Raw genomic sequence first — 16,780 nt, 5'->3', positions numbered from 1 at the left:
CACCGCTTTTCGTGGGCAACATGACGAGATCGGACGCGACATGGATAGTCGAAATTCCTTGAGATGTGGGACCCAGGCTCGACGTTCGGAGGACTAGGCAGTTGCTGACAGCTACTAAGCAAGCAGCTCAACGCTGCCTTTGGGCCGCTGCCGCTTTGCTGACATTGGTGACGGCTTGTTCGTCGAATCCGCTGCAAACCGCGCCGCCGACGATCCCGCCTGCGCAGCCTGCCGTGTCTCCGCCGGTTTCCCAGGAGCCGGCGGGGGTGATTCGGCCGTTGAGCGGCCATCCACAGGCGGCGCTGTATGACAACGGCACGCGTCGGCTGGCGGTTCTTACCCCGGGCGCCGATCCGTCCGCGCCATCGGGCATCACCGTGTTCGACGATGCGCGGAATCCGCCGCGCGTGATCAGCCTGCCCGGGCCCGCGACCGCGGTGACCTGCGACAACCGCGGCACCGCCTACCTGGCCACCCGGGGTGGTTACTTCGTGGTCGACCTGTCCGCCGGCCGCATCACGCAGGTCAGCGTCGCAGACGCCGCGGGCACCGAGTTCACCGCGATCGCGCGGCGCGCCGACGGCAAACTGGTGCTGGGCAGCGCCGACGGCGCGGTCTACATCCTGGATTCCACGAACTCCGGCACTGCCCGGACAGCCAACCGGATCAAGATCTTTGCGCGCGTGGATTCCCTTGTGACACAAGGAAATATCGCTGCGGTCTTGGATCGCGGCCAGACGTCGGTGACGACGGTCGGCGCCGACGGTCGCGTCCAGCAGGCACTGCGCGCCGGAGAGGGCGCCACTACCCTGGCCGCCGATCCGCTGGGCCGGGTACTGGTCGCCGACACTCGCGGCGGCCAACTGCTGGTATACGGTATCGACCCGCTGATCCTGCGCCAGGCCTACCCCGTGCCGCAGGCCCCGTATGGGCTGGTCGGCTCCCGCGAGCTGGCCTGGGTATCCCAAACCGCGTCCAACGTCGTCATTGGTTACGATCTGTCCACCGGAATACCCGTGGAAAAGGTGCGTTACCCAACCGTGCAGCAACCCAACTCGCTGGCCTTCGACGATGCGTCGGGCACCTTGTACGTGGTGTCGGGGTCGGGCGCCGGGGTCCAGGTCATCGACCATGCGGCGGGTGCCGCGTGAAAGGCCGGCCCGCGCCGAGACGGAGCCGGCTGCCCGCGGGCTGGGATACTGACATGTCGGACGAATATGAGTGGGCGCCGTTACGCCTGCCGCCGGAAGTGACCAGGCTGAGCGCGTCCACCCGGTTGTCCATCGAGGCCGAGTACCGCGGCTGGGAGCTGACACGGGTGCGGCTCTATACCGACGGCAGCAGACGGGTGTTGTTGCGCCGCAAGAAGTCTCGACTGGACAATGCGTCGTCCGACCAGCCGGAACCGTGACGGTCGGCGACCGGCGCCACGGTTGGATCTACGGCCTGGTGCGGCGGCTGCTGTTCCTCCTTCAGCCCGAGCGTGCCCACACATTCGTCTTCGCCGTGCTACGTGCCGTCACCGCCGTCGCGCCGGCACGCCGGGTGCTGAGCCGATGCCTGGGCCCGACGGATCCAGTACTGGCCAGCACCGTGTTCGGGGTGCGCTTTCCCGGACCGCTGGGGCTGGCCGCGGGTTTCGACAAGGACGGGACCGGGCTGGACACCTGGGCCGCGATGGGATTCGGCTATGCCGAGGTGGGAACCGTCACCGCGCATCCGCAACCCGGAAACCCGCCGCCGCGCATGTTCCGGCTGCCCGCCGACCACGCGCTGCTCAATCGGATGGGATTCAACAACCACGGCGCCGGAGCGCTCGCGATTCGGCTCACCCGGCATCGACCCCGGGTGCCGATCGGGGTCAACATCGGCAAGAGCAAGACGACGCCCGCCGGCGAAGCGGTTGACGACTACCGGGCCAGTGCCCGACTGGTCGGCCCGCTGGCCTCCTACCTTGTGGTCAACGTCAGTTCGCCGAACACACCTGGGCTGCGGGATTTGCAGGCGGTGGAGTCACTTCGACCCATCCTGGCCGCCGTGCTGGCCGAAACCTCGACTCCGGTGCTGGTCAAGATCGCGCCGGATCTCGCCGACTCCGACATCGACGACATTGCGGACCTGGCGGTCGAGTTGGGTGTTGCCGGGATCGTCGCGACCAACACCACGGTGTCGCGGGACGGCCTGGCGACCCCCGGAGTCGACGAGCTGGGCGCCGGCGGTATTTCCGGACCGCCGGTGGCACGCCGCGCCACCGAGGTGCTGCGCCGGCTCTACGACCGGGTCGGCGATCGCCTGGTGTTGATCAGCGTGGGCGGTATCGAGACCGCCGACGACGCATGGGAGCGCATCACCGCGGGCGCGTCGCTGCTGCAGGGCTATACCGGGTTCATCTACGGCGGGGCCTTGTGGGCCAAGCACATTCACGACGGGATTGCCCGCCGGCTGCATGACGGCGGGTTCGCCTCGCTGGGTGAGGCGGTGGGCTCGGCCGTTCGGAAGGTCGAGAAACCGCCCGGTTAGGCCTGGTAGCCGCGAGCGCTGCAAACTGCCGTGGCCCGGCCACCCGCCGGGGGTGATTAGAAGGGTGATCGGGCGGGAGCACCGGCTCCGCCGGTGCCGGCGGAGCCGCCATCGCCACCCGCCCCGCCCGCGGAACCCAGCGGCGCCGCGCCCGGGCTTCCGCCGCCGCCACTGGTGCCGACGCTACCGAATCCGCCACCGCCGTCACCGCCGGTGCCGCCGTTGCCGCCGGTGCCACCGGTGCCGCCGGTACCGCCGATGCCGAATACTGCATTGCCGCCCGCTCCGCCCGTGCCACCGATAGCGGCATCGCCGCCTTTGCCGCCGGCGCCCGCGCTGTTCTTGGTGCCGTTTCCGAACCCGCCGTGGCCACCGGTGCCGCCACTGCCACCGGTCCCGCCGATGCCGCCGTTGCCGATCAGGCCCGCAGAACCCCCCGCACCGCCGGGCTGCCCGGCCGTCGTCTGGGTAAAACCGTTGCCGCCGGTGCCGTACAAAATGCCACCGGCACCGCCGTTAGGACTTGTCGCCGTCCCGTCCGCGCCATTGCCGATGAACGGCCGCCCGAACAACGTCTGGGCGGGCGCGTTGATGGCGCCCAACAAGCTTTGCTCCAACGTCTGCAACGGCGTGACGTTAGCCGCCTCGGCGCCCGCATACGCCCCACTGGCCGCGTTCAACGTCTGGACGAAACTCTGATGAAGCTGCGCGACCTGGGCGCTCACCGACTGATACTGCGCGGCGTAGCCGTTGAACAGTGCCGTAATGGCCTGCGACACCTCGTCGGCACCGGCCGCCAGCACTCCTGTCGTGGACGATGCCGCCGCGGCGTTTGCCGTACTCAGCGACGTGCCGATGGTGGCCGCATCCTGCGCTGCCGCTGTCAGAAACTCCGGAACTGCGAACACAAACGACATCGAACCCTCCCGAGACCCGTTACGTGACGTACGCCACGGCTGTAAGCAATGCCGGAGGTAATTGTCAACGTTTCGGCAAACGTTGTCAGCGGTTTCGCCAGATCGAGCGGTCATCGCGCGCCCGGGCGTTACATCGCCAGAGCGTCGGGGTACCCAAGCCGGTACCTAACGAGGAGGCTGCCATGAAGCACACAGAAGACCGCCCCGCAACGCTGCGGATGCCGCGCTCCCGCGGAGTGGTGACGGGATTGCTCCTAGTGATTCTGGGCGCCTGGGGTGCGCTGATTCCGTTCATCGGTCCCCGATTCGATTTCGCCTACACCCCGGGTCAGGTGTGGACCGCCGCGCGGGGCTGGCTCGAGGTGTTGCCGGGCGTCGCCGCGGCGCTCGGGGGTCTGCTGCTGATCATTTCCGGCAATCGCGCCATCGCAATGCTCGGTGGCTGGCTGGCCGCCCTCGCCGGTGCATGGTTCGTGGTCGGCACCCAGTTCGCCCCGCTGTTGCGGATCGGCTCGGTGGGGGATCCGGTCGCCGTAACGGATCGCAAGCGCGCTGCGTTGGAGCTCGCCTACTTCTCCGGCTTGGGGGTGCTGATCGTCTTCCTGGCCGGCGCGGTCCTGTCTCGCCTGGCGGTGCGGCTGGCCCGTGATGTCCGGCCGGTGCCTGCCGCGCCGCCGGCTGACGAACAGGTCGCTGCGGCGGACGAACCCGCGGCCGGGGCGTCGCCAGAGCCGTATTCGGACGCAAAGTATTCCGAAGCCCTCACCATGCCGCGGGCACAAAAAATGCCGGCGGCGAGCGGTGAAGCCGCAAGCACCGAGCACCGCAGCCGGTTCCTGCGCCGACACCGTGCCGGCGTGTAAGCCAGCGGGCAGGGCCCGCGTCACTGCCGGCTATTTCAGAGCAGTCCGAGCAAACGCAGGTCACTGAGGTACTTCGCGATGATCTGCGGCGAGATGTGCGGAATATCCTTATCCGGGCCTACTTTCGCGTCCTGCACGGCCGCTCGGAACCGGTCGGTCGGAGCCATCGACCCGTGCAGCGGCGGCGCCGGTTTCTGGTAGTTGTGCAGCAACGGCAGTAGTGACGCGTGACGCTGCTTTTCGGGCAGGCCGCGCAGCGCGGTCTCGAATCGTCGCAGCCAGTCGCCGTAGTCGTCGATGCGGTGGATGGCACATCCGGCCCCATTAGTCGGGGAGACGAGCCAGTCGACGAACTGGTCCATCCCGATGCCGTCGTCGTACGGGTTCATCACGTGGTAGGTCTGGAAGCCGTCCCCGCCGCGGGCGCCCAGCGTCGCGATGGCCTCGGCAATGAACTCCACCGGCAAGCCGTCGTAGTGGGCACGCTGGCGGTTGCCGTCGGCATCCAGCTCGTAGAACGAACCGGGTGCGATGCCGGTGGCCACCAGGCTCAGCATCATCCGGGTGAACATGTCCGGCACGTTGAGCTGACCCGCCCACGTGGTGTCGGCCAGGATCATGTCGCAGCGGAACACCGCGACCGGCAGCCCGCACAGATCATGGGCCTCGCGCAATAGCACCTCGCCGGCCCACTTGCTGTTGCCGTAGCCGTTGGCGTAACTGTCGTTGATCTGCCGGGTCGCGCTGATTCGCCGGATGTCGGCGTCCTCGGTGAACGTGCCCGGCTCGATCTGATCCCCCACCCCGATGGTCGACACGTAGGTGTAGGGCTTGATCTTCGTGGTGAGCGCCAACCGGATCAGTTCGGCGGTGCCCAGCGCGTTGGGCCCGAACAGCTCGCTGTAGGGCAGCACGTGGTTGACCAGAGCGGCCGGGTCGACGATCAGGTCAATGGTGTCGGCCAGCCGCTGCCAGGCCGCCGGGTCCAGACCGAGGTTGGCCTCGCCCTTGTCGGCCGCGAGGACCTCGAGGTGGTCGGCCGCCAGCCGCCGGTAGTGCGCCAGCAGCTCGGGGTCGCCACTGTCGAACGTCTTGTCCAGGCGTGCCCGGGCATCGTCGTCCGACTTCGCCCGCACCAGGGCGATCACCTTGCCGTCGACCAGGTCCATGCGCTCCAGCCAGTCCAGCGCCAGGTAGCGGCCCAAAAAGCCGGTCGCGCCGGTCAACAGGACGGTGCGCACCTCGGCGCTTGGGCGCGGCAGCGCGGGCGCGGCCACCAGGGTGGATGCGTCGATGAACCTGTCTAGGGTGAGGTCGCTCGCGTGCACCTCCAGCGCGTCCCGGCCGTGGATCACCGCGAACGTGGGCCGCTTGCTGCCCTGCCGCTCGCCCTCGATGTAGTCGGCGATCGCTGCCAGGTCGCTCGCCGGGCTGACGATCACACCCACTGGCACGTCGACGTCGAAGATCTCCCGCAGCAGGTTGCCAAATGTCAACGCGGACAACGAGTCTCCACCTAGATCGGTGAAGTGCGCGTCGGGTGACAAGTCGGTGCTCGCCGCGCCCAGCAGGGCCACCGCCGCCCGACTCACTGTTTCGCGCACCGGCGCATCGGCGCCGCTGCGCCGCAGCTCGCTCAGCTCGTTGGCCTGGCTCGCGGCCAGCTCGCTGTACAGCTGTTCGAGCCGATCGCCGTAGTGTTGCTTCAGCCTCGGCCACGCCAGCTTGCGGATACCGGTGAGCAGACCGTTCTCCAGCGTGAATGGCGTTGTCTCGATGATGAAGTCGCGCGGCACCTCGTAGGACTGCAGGCCTGCCTCCTTCGCCACGGTCTGCAGCGAGTCGGCGATCAGCGGCTTCAAGGCCGCTATGTCAGTGCCCGCCGAGCTCGCCAGCGCTTCTTCGGTGGGGACTACGACGGCCAACAGGTAGGGATGCGCGCTGTTGCCGTAGACGTAGATCTGGCGCACCAGCGGGCTATTGCCGAACGCCGCCTCCAGCTTGGCGACGGTCACGAACTCGCCCTGGGCAAGCTTCAGCACGTTGTTGCGGCGGTCCACGTACACCAGCCGGTCCGGAGCGACCTCCGCCACGACGTCTCCGGTCCGGTAGTAGCCGTCCGCGTCGAACACGCCGGCCGTAACCTCCGGCCGCTTGTAATAGCCCGGGAACATGTTCTCGGTCTTGACCAGCAACTCGCCCCGCGGATACGGCTGGTCGGTGCTGAAATAGCCCAGATCGGGAACGTCGACCAGCTTGTAGTCGATCACCGGAGGACGCTGAACTTCACCGTCGAACAAGACCATCCCGGCCTCGGTGGAGCCGTAACCGTCGAGCAGCGGGATCTCCAGCAGCGCTTCCGCCCAGTTCCGCAGCTCCGGGGAAATGGGCGCTGAGCCCGTCATCGCGAAGATGTAGCGCCCACCCAGCAGGTCCTGGCGTTGCTCGGCCATGACCTGGGCTTCGACGGCCTCGCGGGCGGCGGGGTCACCGGGATCAATCGAGCGCTGGTCGACCGCGCGCCGGTATTCGCTGTACAAGGTCTCCCAGATCCGCGGCACGAAGTTCAACTCGGTGGGCCGCACCAGCCGCAGGTCCTCCAGCAGCGTCGAGAGGTCACTCCTGGCCGCGAAGTACGCGGTGCCGCCGTTGCCCAGCGTGCCGTAAAGGATTCCGCGTCCCATGATGTGGCTCATCGGCATGAAGTTGAGGGTGATCGAGGCCGCGGTGGGCCCGAACCAGTTTTTACTCGACCGGCGCCACATCTTGCCGACGTTGCTCTGTCGATACATCGCACCCTTGGGCGCGCCGGTGCTGCCGGAGGTGTAGATCAGCAGCGCCAGCGAGTCGGTGTGGCCCGACACCGCCGGTGGCTCGACAACCGGCCCCGCCGGCAGCGTTGTGCCGCGGTCCAGGACATCCTCTAGGGTCTGGACCACCACCGCCGTGTCCGCCAGCCGCTCCCGCGCCGTGTCGAGCGCCTCGCGCTGGTCGTCCACCTCGGGGTGATAGTCGAACACCACCAGCTTGGCCGGAAGATGACCGCTCAACAGCACGTCCACGGCATCCGACAGCTGATTCACACTGGCCGCCATCATCGTGGGCTCGGTCTCGGCCACGATCGGCTGCAGCTGGGTGACCGCCGCACTGGTCTGCAGCGGCACCGACACCGCCCCGATCATCGCCAGCGCCATGTCGATGGTGGTGTAGTCGAGGCTGTTGAAGCCCAGCACGCAGACCCGGTCGTCGGCGCGCACCGAGTCGTGGGTGAGGGCGCGCGCCAGTGCACCGACCCGGTCGCCTAGCTGACGGTAGGTGATGGTCTCGAAGTGGGGCAGCGGCCGCACCGAGGTGCGGCCGTTCTGGGCGTCGGTGAGGTACTCGACAGCGCGCTGCCCGAGCGCGGGCCGGTCGGCGTAGCCCTGCAGCGCGGTCCAGATGATCTCCGGCAGGCTCAGGCCGGGTTTTTCCAGGGCGGCGGCGATTGCCGGGTCCGGCTTGGCGGCGGCGAACTGTGCGTCGTCGTGGATCAGGGTTTCGATGCGGCGTTCGAGGTGCTTGTCACGAGTAGTAGTCGACATGACAGTTCCTTGCGGTCACTGAGGCGAAAGATGGTTCGCGCCACGCTGCGCTGAGCAACTAGAACGTTAGCGAAACTAACGGTATTCCACAACGGTCGGCATCCGCCCGCACTGTGAGATGGCGCACGTCGGTGGGCGGGGTTACCGGCGCGCTTCGTCGGGATCGAGGCTGTCGAGCAGTCGTTGCATGGTGTCACACATATGCCCGAAGTCGCCGGTGCCGACCAGTTTCGACCATCGCGCCTCGATGTCGGCGACCCGCTCGCCCGCGTCGGCAAGCAACCGATGTCCGCGGTCGGTGAGTTCGATCAGCTTGGCTCGCCCGTCGTCGGGGTCGGCCCGCCTGGTCAGGTACCCCAACGCGCATAGATCGTTTACCAACTCCGAGGTCGCCGCGAGGCTGAGCTGTGCGCGGGCCGCCAGTTCGGTGAGCCGGACACCGCCGGTGCCGATATTGCCGAAGATCTGCAGGTGCGGATCACGGACATCGCCGTAGCCGCGCGCGGCGCGGGGTTCGGCCAGCTCGCGGCGAAATTGCCGGGTCAATCGCACCAACAACTGACCCACTGCCTGCCGGTCCGCCGGCAATTCCATTGACGCCGCCATAGCCGAGGAGGATACTACGGTTACCGAAGTTTCGGGTTCCGAATTAGTTGGAGGCTCTCATGGCAGACCGCACCGATGAATTCGTCCCGACCGCCCTGGGCCGGCTGCACGTGATGCGACGGGGGACAGGACCCGTCACCGCCTTCTGGCATAGCTTGTTTCTGGATTCCCGATCGTGGGCGCCGCTGACCGACGCCCTGGAAACGCTGGCGCCGCACCGCGCCGTGGTCACTGTCGACGGGCCATCGCACGGACCCAGCGAACCGCTGCGCCGCGACTTCACGTTCGACGAATGCACCCGCGCCGCGGTTGAGGTCCTCGACGGGCTCGGCATCGCCGAACCGGTCGACTGGGTCGGCAACGCTTGGGGCGGACACGTCGGCATCCTGTTGGCCGCCACCCAACCACGGCGGATCCGCACGTTGACCACCATCGGCACCCCGGTGCCGGCGCTGAGCACCCGGTTCCGCTGGACCAAGGCCTGGCCGTTGGTGGCGCTGTATCGGTGGTCGGGACCGACGCGGTTTCTGTGCGGTGCGCTTTCCGATGCTCTGCTGGGGTCCGATGCCGTTGCCGCGCAACCGGATCAGGCTCAGGCGGTTATCGACGCATTTCGTCGCGCCGACCGCTCCGGCATGTTGCACGCGATGCGCTCGATGATGCTGAAGCGACCCGACCTGAGCGAGTATCTGCCGCGGGTGGCCGCGCCCACCCTGATGCTGGCCGCCCGCGACGACGACGAAGGCTGGCCGCTGCAGCAGGCCGAGGCTGCCTGCGCCACCATGCGCAACGCCCGCGCCGGCCAGCTGTCCGGTAGCGCGAGGGTGGCGCCACTGCTGCTGGACGCCGAGCTGATCGCGCGAACCCTGCTCGGCTTCTGGTCAGAGGTCGCCCAGGATCCCGCACATGATGTCGAGGCCTTCGGCCAGTAGCTCGTCGGTAATGGTCAGCGGCGGCAGTAGCCGAACGATGTTGCCGAACATGCCGCAGGTCAACAGGACCACCCCGGCGCGGTGGGCCGCGGCGGCCAGTTTCTCGGTCAGCACGGCATCGGGTTCTGCGGTTCCGGACTTCACCAGTTCGACGGCGATCATGGCGCCGCGGCCACGCACGTCGCCCACTCGGTCGTCGGCCGCCTGCAGCCGCAACAACCGGTCCATGATCTGCTGCTCGATCTGCCGGGCCCGTTCCACCAGGCCCTCGCGTTCAATGGTTTCGATGGTGGCCAGCGCGGCCGCACACGCGACCGGGTTGCCGCCGAAGGTGCCGCCCACACCGCTGGCGTGCGGTGCATCCATGATCTCGGCCCGACCGGTCACCGCGGACAGCGGCAGGCCGTCGGCGATGCCCTTGGCGGTGACGATCAGGTCCGGCTCCAGGCCGCGGGGGCCCTCGTGCTCGCAGGCGAACATCGCGCCGGTGCGGGCAAAGCCGGTCTGCACCTCGTCGGCGATGAAGACCACGTCGTTGGCACGGCACCAGTCCAGCAGCGCGGGCAGGAACCCGTCGGCGGGAACAATGAAACCGCCCTCGCCCTGGATGGGCTCGATGATGACGGCGGCCAGGTTGGCCGCGCCCACCTGCTTGTCGATGACGCTGATGGTCCGGGCGGCGGCCAGTTCACCATCGGTGGCCAGCTCCTTGTCGAGCAGCCCGTCGCGGTAGGGGTAGGACAGCGGTGCCCGGTAGATCTCCGGAGCGAACGGGCCGAAGCCGCTCTTGTAGGGCATGGACTTGGCGGTCAGCGCCATCGTCATGTTGGTGCGGCCGTGATACGCGTGGTCGAACGCGACCACCGCGGGCTTGCGGGTGTACGCGCGGGCGATCTTGATGGCGTTCTCGACCGCCTCGGCGCCGGAGTTGAACAACGCCGAGCGCTTCTCGCCGGCGCCCGGGGTGATCCGGTTGAGCTGTTCGGCGACCGCTACGTACTGCTCGTAGGGCGTCACCATGAAACAGGTATGGGTGAACTGCGCCACCTGCGCGCGCACCGCGTCCACGACGTGGGGAGAAGAGTTGCCGATCGTGGTGACCGCTATTCCGGAACCCAGATCGATGAGCCGGTTCCCGTCGGCGTCCTCGAGGATTCCCCCGCCGGCGCGGACGACGAACACCGGCAGCATGACCCCTACGCCACTGGACACCGCCGCGACCCGCCGTTTGTTCAGTTCCAGTGAGGCGGGACCCGGGATTTCGGTGACCAGGTGGCGTGTCTGCTCGAGGCTGGCCACGCGTCCTCCTCTCCTCGCGGCGCGGCGGTCATGTTCGCGGGTAAAGCCTATCGGTTCGCCGCGGCGGTACGGCCCTGCCGGGCCGGTCCGTTCGCGACCTGCGGGAATGGCAGACTGGACGGTTACGAGGCGTGCGAGCTTCCGAGTCGAGTTCGGCGCCGCCCTCGAAATGTCGAGGGATACCGCATACGAAAGACAGGCGTGTTGATGGAGAGTTTGGTCTTATTCCTGCCGTTCCTGCTCATCATGGGCGGGTTCATGTATTTCGCGTCGCGGCGTCAGCGACGCGCCATGCAGGCCACCATCGACCTGCATGAGTCGCTGGAGCCGGGGGACCGGGTGCACACCACGTCCGGGATGGAAGCCACCGTCGTGGGCATCACCGACGACACCGTCGACCTCGAGATCGCCCCTGGCGTGGTGACCACGTGGATGAAGCTGGCGATCCGCGACCGGATCCTGCCGGACACCGATGAGGATCACGACGATGACACCCACGAGGACCTGGACGAGGAACCGGCCCACCCGGACGACGACGAGCAGGTACCAGCCGGCGACGAGAGCCGAGCGACCAAGGAGTCCTGAGGGTTCCCGACCGGACTGCTGACCAGACCGACAAGCCCGGTTGCGCGACGTGCCCCGGAGCGCCACGTAGGCTCTGTTGGGGGTAAGAACCGACTTTCAAGGAGACATACGGAACGTGGCATCGTCTTCGGCGCCGGTGCATCCTGCCCGCTACCTGTCCGTATTCCTGGTGCTACTCATCGGCGTTTACCTGCTGGTGTTCCTCACCGGCGACAAGAAGGCCGCCCCGAAACTGGGTATCGACCTACAGGGCGGAACCCGCGTCACGTTGACCGCGCGTACCCCCGACGGCACGGCGCCGAGTCGGCAGGCGTTGAACCAGGCTCAGCAGATCATCAGCGCCCGGGTCAATGGTCTTGGCGTGTCGGGCTCCGAGGTCGTCGTCGACGGCGACAACCTGGTCATCACGGTGCCCGGGAACGACGGCAACGAGGCCCGCAACCTCGGCCAGACCGCCCGGCTCTACATCCGTCCGGTGCTCAACTCGATGCCGGCACAGCCCGCGCAGGAAGAGCCCAAGCCGCCCGCGGGAACGCCGCCACCCGGCCAGCCCGGGGCGCCGGCCGCGCCGCCATCGGGGGCCCCGGCCGCACCACCGTCAGGGGCCCCGGCGCAACCGCGGCCTTACCCTCAGGAGCCGCCGCCGTCACCTGCTCCGGCGCCGACTCCGAGTGCCAGCCCCGCTCCGCCGAGCGCCGGCGGGGCGCCGCCAGCCGACCTGCCGCCCGGTGAGCAGCCGGCACCCCCGGATCCGCGCAAGGACCTGGCCGAGCGCATCGCGCAGGAGAAGAAGTGGCGGCAGAGCACCAGCCCCTACATCCAGATGGTCGCCCTGCAATTCGAGGCCACCCGCTGCGACAAAGAGGACATCCTGGCCGGCAACGACGACCCCAAGCTGCCGCTGGTGACCTGCTCGACCGACCACAAGACCGCTTACCTGTTGGAGCCGTCGATCATCAGCGGCGACCAGATTCAAGACGCCAGCTTCGGGATGGACCAGCGAGGCGTCGGCTACGTCGTCGATCTGCAATTCAAGAGCGGGGCCGCCGACGAGTGGGCCCGCTACACCGCGGCCCACCTGGGCAAACAGACCGCCTTCACCCTGGACTCGCAGGTCGTCAGCGCGCCGCAGATTCTGGAGCCGATACCCGGCGGCCGGACCCAGATCAGCGGGGGAGACCCGCCGTTCACCGCGGCGGCCGCGCGCCAGCTCGCCAACGTCTTGAAATACGGGTCGCTGCCGCTGTCCTTCGAATCCTCGGAGGCCCAAACGGTTTCGGCGACATTGGGTTTGACGTCGCTGCGAGCGGGCCTGATCGCCGGCGGGATCGGTCTGGCGCTGGTGCTGGTCTATTCGCTGCTGTACTACCGGGTGCTGGGCCTGCTGACGGCGCTGTCGCTGGTCGCTTCGGGCGCAATGGTTTTCGCGATCTTGGTGCTGCTCGGCCGCTATATCAACTACACCCTCGACCTGGCGGGCATCGCGGGTCTGATCATCGGTATCGGTACCACCGCCGACTCGTTCGTGGTGTTCTTCGAACGCATCAAAGACGAGATCCGCGAAGGCCGTTCGTTCCGATCGGCGGTGCCGCGCGGTTGGGCCCGGGCCCGCAAGACGATCGTGTCGGGCAACGCGGTCACCTTCCTGGCCGCTGCTGTGCTGTACTTCCTGGCGATCGGACAGGTGAAGGGATTCGCATTCACCTTGGGTCTCACCACGATCCTGGACCTGGTGGTGGTGTTCCTGGTGACCTGGCCGCTGGTGTACTTGGCCTCCAAGTCGTCGACGCTGGCCAAGCCGGCCTACAACGGACTGGGAGCCGTGCAGCAGGTCGCGCGCGAGCGCCGGGCTCAAGCGGGTGCCGCCAAGACGGGACGGGGATAACGCCATGACGTCCAAGACCAAGACCAAGACCGAAACCGACACCGGCAACGCGGCCCAAGGCGCGGTAGAGCTCAGCGGCCCCGACCCCGACCGGGCCACCAGCGGGGTGCAGCGCAGCTTTTTGTCCCGGCTCTACACCGGCACGGGTGCGTTCGAGGTGGTGGGACGCCGCAAGCTCTGGTACGGCGTCAGCGGTGCGATCGTCGCGATCGCCATCTTGAGCATCATCGTGCGCGGGTTCACTTTCGGGATCGATTTCAAGGGCGGCACGACGGTGTCGTTTCCCCGCGGCGACGTGAAAGTGACCGAGGTCGAAGAGGTGTTCCACAAGACCCTGGGCAGCGATCCCGAATCGGTGGTGACGGTCGGCAAGGGAGCCTCGGCGACGGTGCAGATCCGCTCGAAGACCTTGTCCAACGCCCAGACGGAAAAGCTGCGCGATTCCCTGTTCGACGCGTTCCACCCCCAAGGCGCCGACGGCAAACCCAGCAAGAAGGCCATCAGCGATGCGGCGGTATCGGAGACCTGGGGCGACCAGATCACCAAGAAGGCGGTGATTGCGCTGGTGGTGTTCCTGGTTCTGGTCGCGATCTACATCACCGTGCGCTACGAGCGGTACATGACCATCTCCGCCATTGCGGCCATGGTCTTTGACCTGACCGTCACCGCCGGCGTCTATGCGCTGGTGGGCTTCGAAGTCACCCCGGCGACCGTCATCGGGCTGCTGACGATTCTCGGGTTCTCGATCTATGACACCGTCATCGTGTTCGACAAGGTCGAAGAAAACACCAACGGCTTCCAGCACACCACCCGGCGCACCTTCGCCGAGCAGGCCAACCTGGCGGTCAACCAGACCTTCATGCGCTCCATCAACACCAGCCTGATCTCGGTGCTGCCGGTGGTGGCGCTGATGGTGGTGGCGGTGTGGCTGCTGGGCGTGGGCACGCTCAAGGACCTGGCACTGGTACAGCTGATCGGCATCATCGTGGGGACCTATTCGTCGATCTTCTTCGCAACGCCGCTGCTGGTCACCTTGCGGGAACGCACTGACCTGGTACGCACCCATACCCGCCGGGTGCTCAAACGCCGCGCTGCCGCCTCGCCGGCGGCTGGCGAGCAAGGCGAGGACACCGCCGCAGAACTGACTGAATCCGCCGCCCTCGAGGCCTCACCGCAGGCATCCGACCATCCACAGAAGGCGGACAGCAAACCGGCGGTGTCGACCAAGCCGGCACCGGGTGCCCGGCCGGTGCGGCCCTCCGGCACCAAGCAACGTCCGACCGGCAAGCGGAACGCCGGTCGGCGGTAGGAGTCATGGCCACCTGGCGCCGCCACGGCGGAGGCAATTTCGGCCAGTGGTCCGGATTGCGGAAAGCCTTGCGCGGCAATGTCGTCGGGATGACCGTTGGCACCGCCGCGACGGTGGCGGTGGCCGCCACGCTGACCGCCTGTTCGGGGAGTGCCGCCGGTCAGATCGATTACGTCGTCGACGGTGCGCTGCCGACCTACAACACCAACACCGTCATCGGCGCCGCCTCGGCCGGAGCGCAGGCGTTTGCCCGGGTGCTCACCGGCTTCGGCTATCACGGGCCCGACGGTCAGGTGGTCGCCGACCACGACTTCGGCACCATCTCGGTGGTGGGCGGCTCGCCGCTGGTGCTCGACTATCAGATCGCTGACAACGCCGTCTATTCCGATGGCAAGCCGGTGACCTGCGACGACCTGGTATTGAGTTGGGCCGCGCAATCCGGGCGGTTTCCCGGTTTCGACGCAGCCACGCAGGCCGGCTATATCGACATCGCCAATATCGAGTGCACACCGGGCCAAAAGAAGGCCCGGGTGTCGTTCATCCCGGATCGCGGGGTCGTCGATTACACGCAGCTGTTCGGCGCGACGTCGCTGATGCCGTCACACGTGATCGCCGAGCAGCTCAACACCGATATCACCGCGGCGCTGCTCACCAACAAGGTGCCTGTGGTGGAACAGATTGCGCGACTGTGGAATACCACGTGGGACCTCAAGCCTGGCCTCAAACCCGACGAGATTTCGAAGCACTTCCCGTCATCGGGCCCGTACAAGATCGAATCCGTCCTCGATGGTGGCGCGGTGGTGCTTGTCACCAATGACCGTTGGTGGGGCGCCAAGGCGATCACCAAGCGGGTCACCGTCTGGCCGCAGGGAGCCGATATTCAGGATCGGGTCAACAACCGCAACGTCGACGTGGTGGACGTGGCGGCCGGATCGTCAGGGGCACTGGCCACTCCGGACAACTATCAGCGCACCGACTCGCCGTCCGACGGGATAGAACAGCTGATCTTCGCGCCGCGCGGGCCGCTGGCCGACGTCCGCGCCCGCCGCGCCGTCGCCCTGTGTACGCCGCGGGAGGCGATCGCCCGGGATGCCGGGGTTGCGGTCGCCAACTCACGTCTGTCCCCGGCCACCGAGGATGCTGTCGCCGCGGCCGACGGCGCGGCCGAGGCCAGTCAGTTCATCAAGGGTGATCCCGCCGCCGCCCGCGATGCGCTGGGGGGCTCGCCACTATCGGTGCGGATCGGCTACCGCGGGCCCAATGCGCGGCTGGCGGCCATCGTCGGGGCGATCGCCAAGTCCTGCGCGCCGGCAGGAATCACCGTTGCCGATGTGACGTTAGACACATCGGGTCCACAGGCCCTGCGGGACGGGAAGATCGATGTGCTGTTGGCCAGCACGGGTGGGGCAACCGGCAGCGGGTCCACCGGATCGTCGGCTATGGACGCCTATGACCTGCACAGCGGCAACGGAAACAACCTGTCGGGCTACGCGAATCCGCAGATCGACAACATCATCGGGGCGTTGGCGGTTTCCGCCGACCCCGCCGAGCGTGTCAGATTGCTCGCCGAGGCGGCGCCGGTACTGTGGGCTGAAATGCCGACGTTGCCGTTGTGCCGGCAGCAGCGCACGTTGTTGATGTCGAAAAAGATGTATGCCGTGAGCAGAAATCCGACCCGCTGGGGTGCGGGCTGGAATATGGACCGATGGGCGCTAATGCAATGAGGCTGCAGTGATGACTGTCAGGGGGAGCGCTCCCGTCGCCGACGTGATCGCGTCGCTGACCCGTGATGTCGCGGATTTTCCGACGCCCGGAATCCAGTTCAAGGACCTCACCGCGTTGTTCGCCGACCGCGAGGCGATGGGTGCGGTGATCGACGCGCTCGCTGATGTCGCCTCCGGCGCGGATTTGGTCGCCGGCATCGAATCGCGTGGTTCTGTGGTCGCGGCGGCCCTCGCCGCGCGGCTGGGCACCGGCGTGCTGTCGATCCGCAAGAGCGGCAAGCTGCCGCCGCCGGTGCTTACCGAGGAGTACGACCGGGAATACGGCGCGGCCAGTATGGAGATTCCCGCCGACAGCCTGGAGTTGCGGGGCCGCAACGTCGTGCTCATCGACGACGTGCTGGCCACCGGCGGAACCCTCAGCGCGGCAACACGGTTGCTCGAGCGCACCGGTGCCATGGTGACCGGGGTGGCCGTGGTCGTCGAACTCACGGCACTGGGTGGGCGTGCGGCGATCGCGCCGTTGCCGGTGCACAGCTTGAGCCAGGCCTAGCTCAGCGGC

13 protein-coding genes and 1 pseudogene are annotated in these 16,780 nt (G+C 67.6%); 10 read left to right on the top strand and 4 right to left on the bottom strand.

The window, feature by feature from the left end; genetic code table 11:
- Nucleotides 1-101: 101 nt before the first annotated feature.
- From BST40_RS10275 to BST40_RS10265, 3 genes are read left to right on the top strand one after another with little or no spacing between them, the layout of a single operon-like run.
- Complete coding sequence (locus BST40_RS10275; RefSeq protein ID WP_183155011.1) at nt 102-1,151, top strand: YncE family protein; 1,050 nt, start codon at nt 102-104, stop codon at nt 1,149-1,151.
- Between the two features lie 53 nt (nt 1,152-1,204).
- Nucleotides 1,205-1,411, top strand: coding sequence for a DUF5703 family protein (locus BST40_RS10270; RefSeq protein WP_042311690.1), 207 nt, complete (start codon nt 1,205-1,207; stop codon nt 1,409-1,411).
- Nucleotides 1,412-1,437: 26 nt separating this feature from the next.
- Nucleotides 1,438-2,520, top strand: coding sequence for a quinone-dependent dihydroorotate dehydrogenase (locus tag BST40_RS10265; RefSeq protein WP_075547434.1), 1,083 nt, complete (start codon nt 1,438-1,440; stop codon nt 2,518-2,520).
- A gap of 71 nt (nt 2,521-2,591) precedes the next feature.
- On the opposite strand, the pseudogene BST40_RS32505 reads toward BST40_RS10265, so the two are convergent.
- A pseudogene (locus tag BST40_RS32505) lies at nt 2,592-3,437 on the bottom strand (PE family protein); the annotation flags it as partial.
- Between the two features lie 182 nt (nt 3,438-3,619).
- Between BST40_RS32505 and BST40_RS10255 the strand changes: the two are divergent.
- Nucleotides 3,620-4,300 (top strand): hypothetical protein, encoded by a 681-nt coding sequence (locus BST40_RS10255; RefSeq protein ID WP_083154168.1) that lies wholly within the window; start codon nt 3,620-3,622, stop codon nt 4,298-4,300.
- Nucleotides 4,301-4,335: 35 nt separating this feature from the next.
- On the opposite strand, the gene car is transcribed toward BST40_RS10255, so the two are convergent.
- Both car and BST40_RS10245 read right to left on the bottom strand, forming a co-directional pair.
- Nucleotides 4,336-7,881, bottom strand: a complete 3,546-nt coding sequence (gene car / locus BST40_RS10250; protein WP_083154166.1) for a carboxylic acid reductase — start codon at nt 7,879-7,881, stop codon at nt 4,336-4,338.
- A gap of 141 nt (nt 7,882-8,022) precedes the next feature.
- Complete coding sequence (locus BST40_RS10245; protein WP_176358317.1) at nt 8,023-8,487, bottom strand: MarR family winged helix-turn-helix transcriptional regulator; 465 nt, start codon at nt 8,485-8,487, stop codon at nt 8,023-8,025.
- A 59-nt stretch (nt 8,488-8,546) separates the two neighbouring features.
- On the opposite strand from BST40_RS10245, the gene BST40_RS10240 reads away from it, so the two are divergent.
- Nucleotides 8,547-9,419: an alpha/beta fold hydrolase gene (locus tag BST40_RS10240; RefSeq protein ID WP_075548240.1), complete on the top strand. Its 873-nt coding sequence runs from the start codon at nt 8,547-8,549 to the stop codon at nt 9,417-9,419.
- On the opposite strand, the gene gabT is transcribed toward BST40_RS10240, so the two are convergent.
- Complete coding sequence (gabT, locus tag BST40_RS10235) at nt 9,369-10,718, bottom strand: 4-aminobutyrate--2-oxoglutarate transaminase (protein WP_075548239.1); 1,350 nt, start codon at nt 10,716-10,718, stop codon at nt 9,369-9,371. The genes BST40_RS10240 and gabT overlap by 51 nt on opposite strands.
- Nucleotides 10,719-10,925: 207 nt before the next feature.
- Between gabT and yajC the strand changes: the two genes are divergently transcribed.
- The 5 genes from yajC to BST40_RS10210 all read left to right on the top strand — a co-directional run bounded on the left by yajC (nt 10,926) and on the right by BST40_RS10210 (nt 16,771).
- Nucleotides 10,926-11,303, top strand: coding sequence for a preprotein translocase subunit YajC (yajC, locus tag BST40_RS10230; protein ID WP_075548238.1), 378 nt, complete (start codon nt 10,926-10,928; stop codon nt 11,301-11,303).
- 115 nt (nt 11,304-11,418) lie between these two features.
- A complete protein-coding gene (gene secD, locus BST40_RS10225; protein ID WP_075548237.1) occupies nt 11,419-13,188 on the top strand; it encodes a protein translocase subunit SecD in 1,770 nt (589 codons plus the stop codon).
- 4 nt (nt 13,189-13,192) lie between these two features.
- Nucleotides 13,193-14,497, top strand: a complete 1,305-nt coding sequence (gene secF, locus BST40_RS10220) for a protein translocase subunit SecF (RefSeq protein WP_075548236.1) — start codon at nt 13,193-13,195, stop codon at nt 14,495-14,497.
- Between the two features lie 89 nt (nt 14,498-14,586).
- Nucleotides 14,587-16,221, top strand: coding sequence for an ABC transporter substrate-binding protein (locus BST40_RS10215; RefSeq protein ID WP_176358320.1), 1,635 nt, complete (start codon nt 14,587-14,589; stop codon nt 16,219-16,221).
- Nucleotides 16,222-16,231: 10 nt separating this feature from the next.
- Nucleotides 16,232-16,771: an adenine phosphoribosyltransferase gene (locus tag BST40_RS10210; protein WP_075548234.1), complete on the top strand. Its 540-nt coding sequence runs from the start codon at nt 16,232-16,234 to the stop codon at nt 16,769-16,771.
- Nucleotides 16,772-16,780 lie beyond the last annotated feature (9 nt).

Source organism: Mycobacterium persicum (assembly GCF_002086675.1).
Lineage (GTDB): Bacteria > Actinomycetota > Actinomycetes > Mycobacteriales > Mycobacteriaceae > Mycobacterium > Mycobacterium persicum.
The sequence above is the reverse complement of the archived record's forward strand: the minus strand, read 5'-3'. Positions and strand labels throughout refer to the sequence as shown.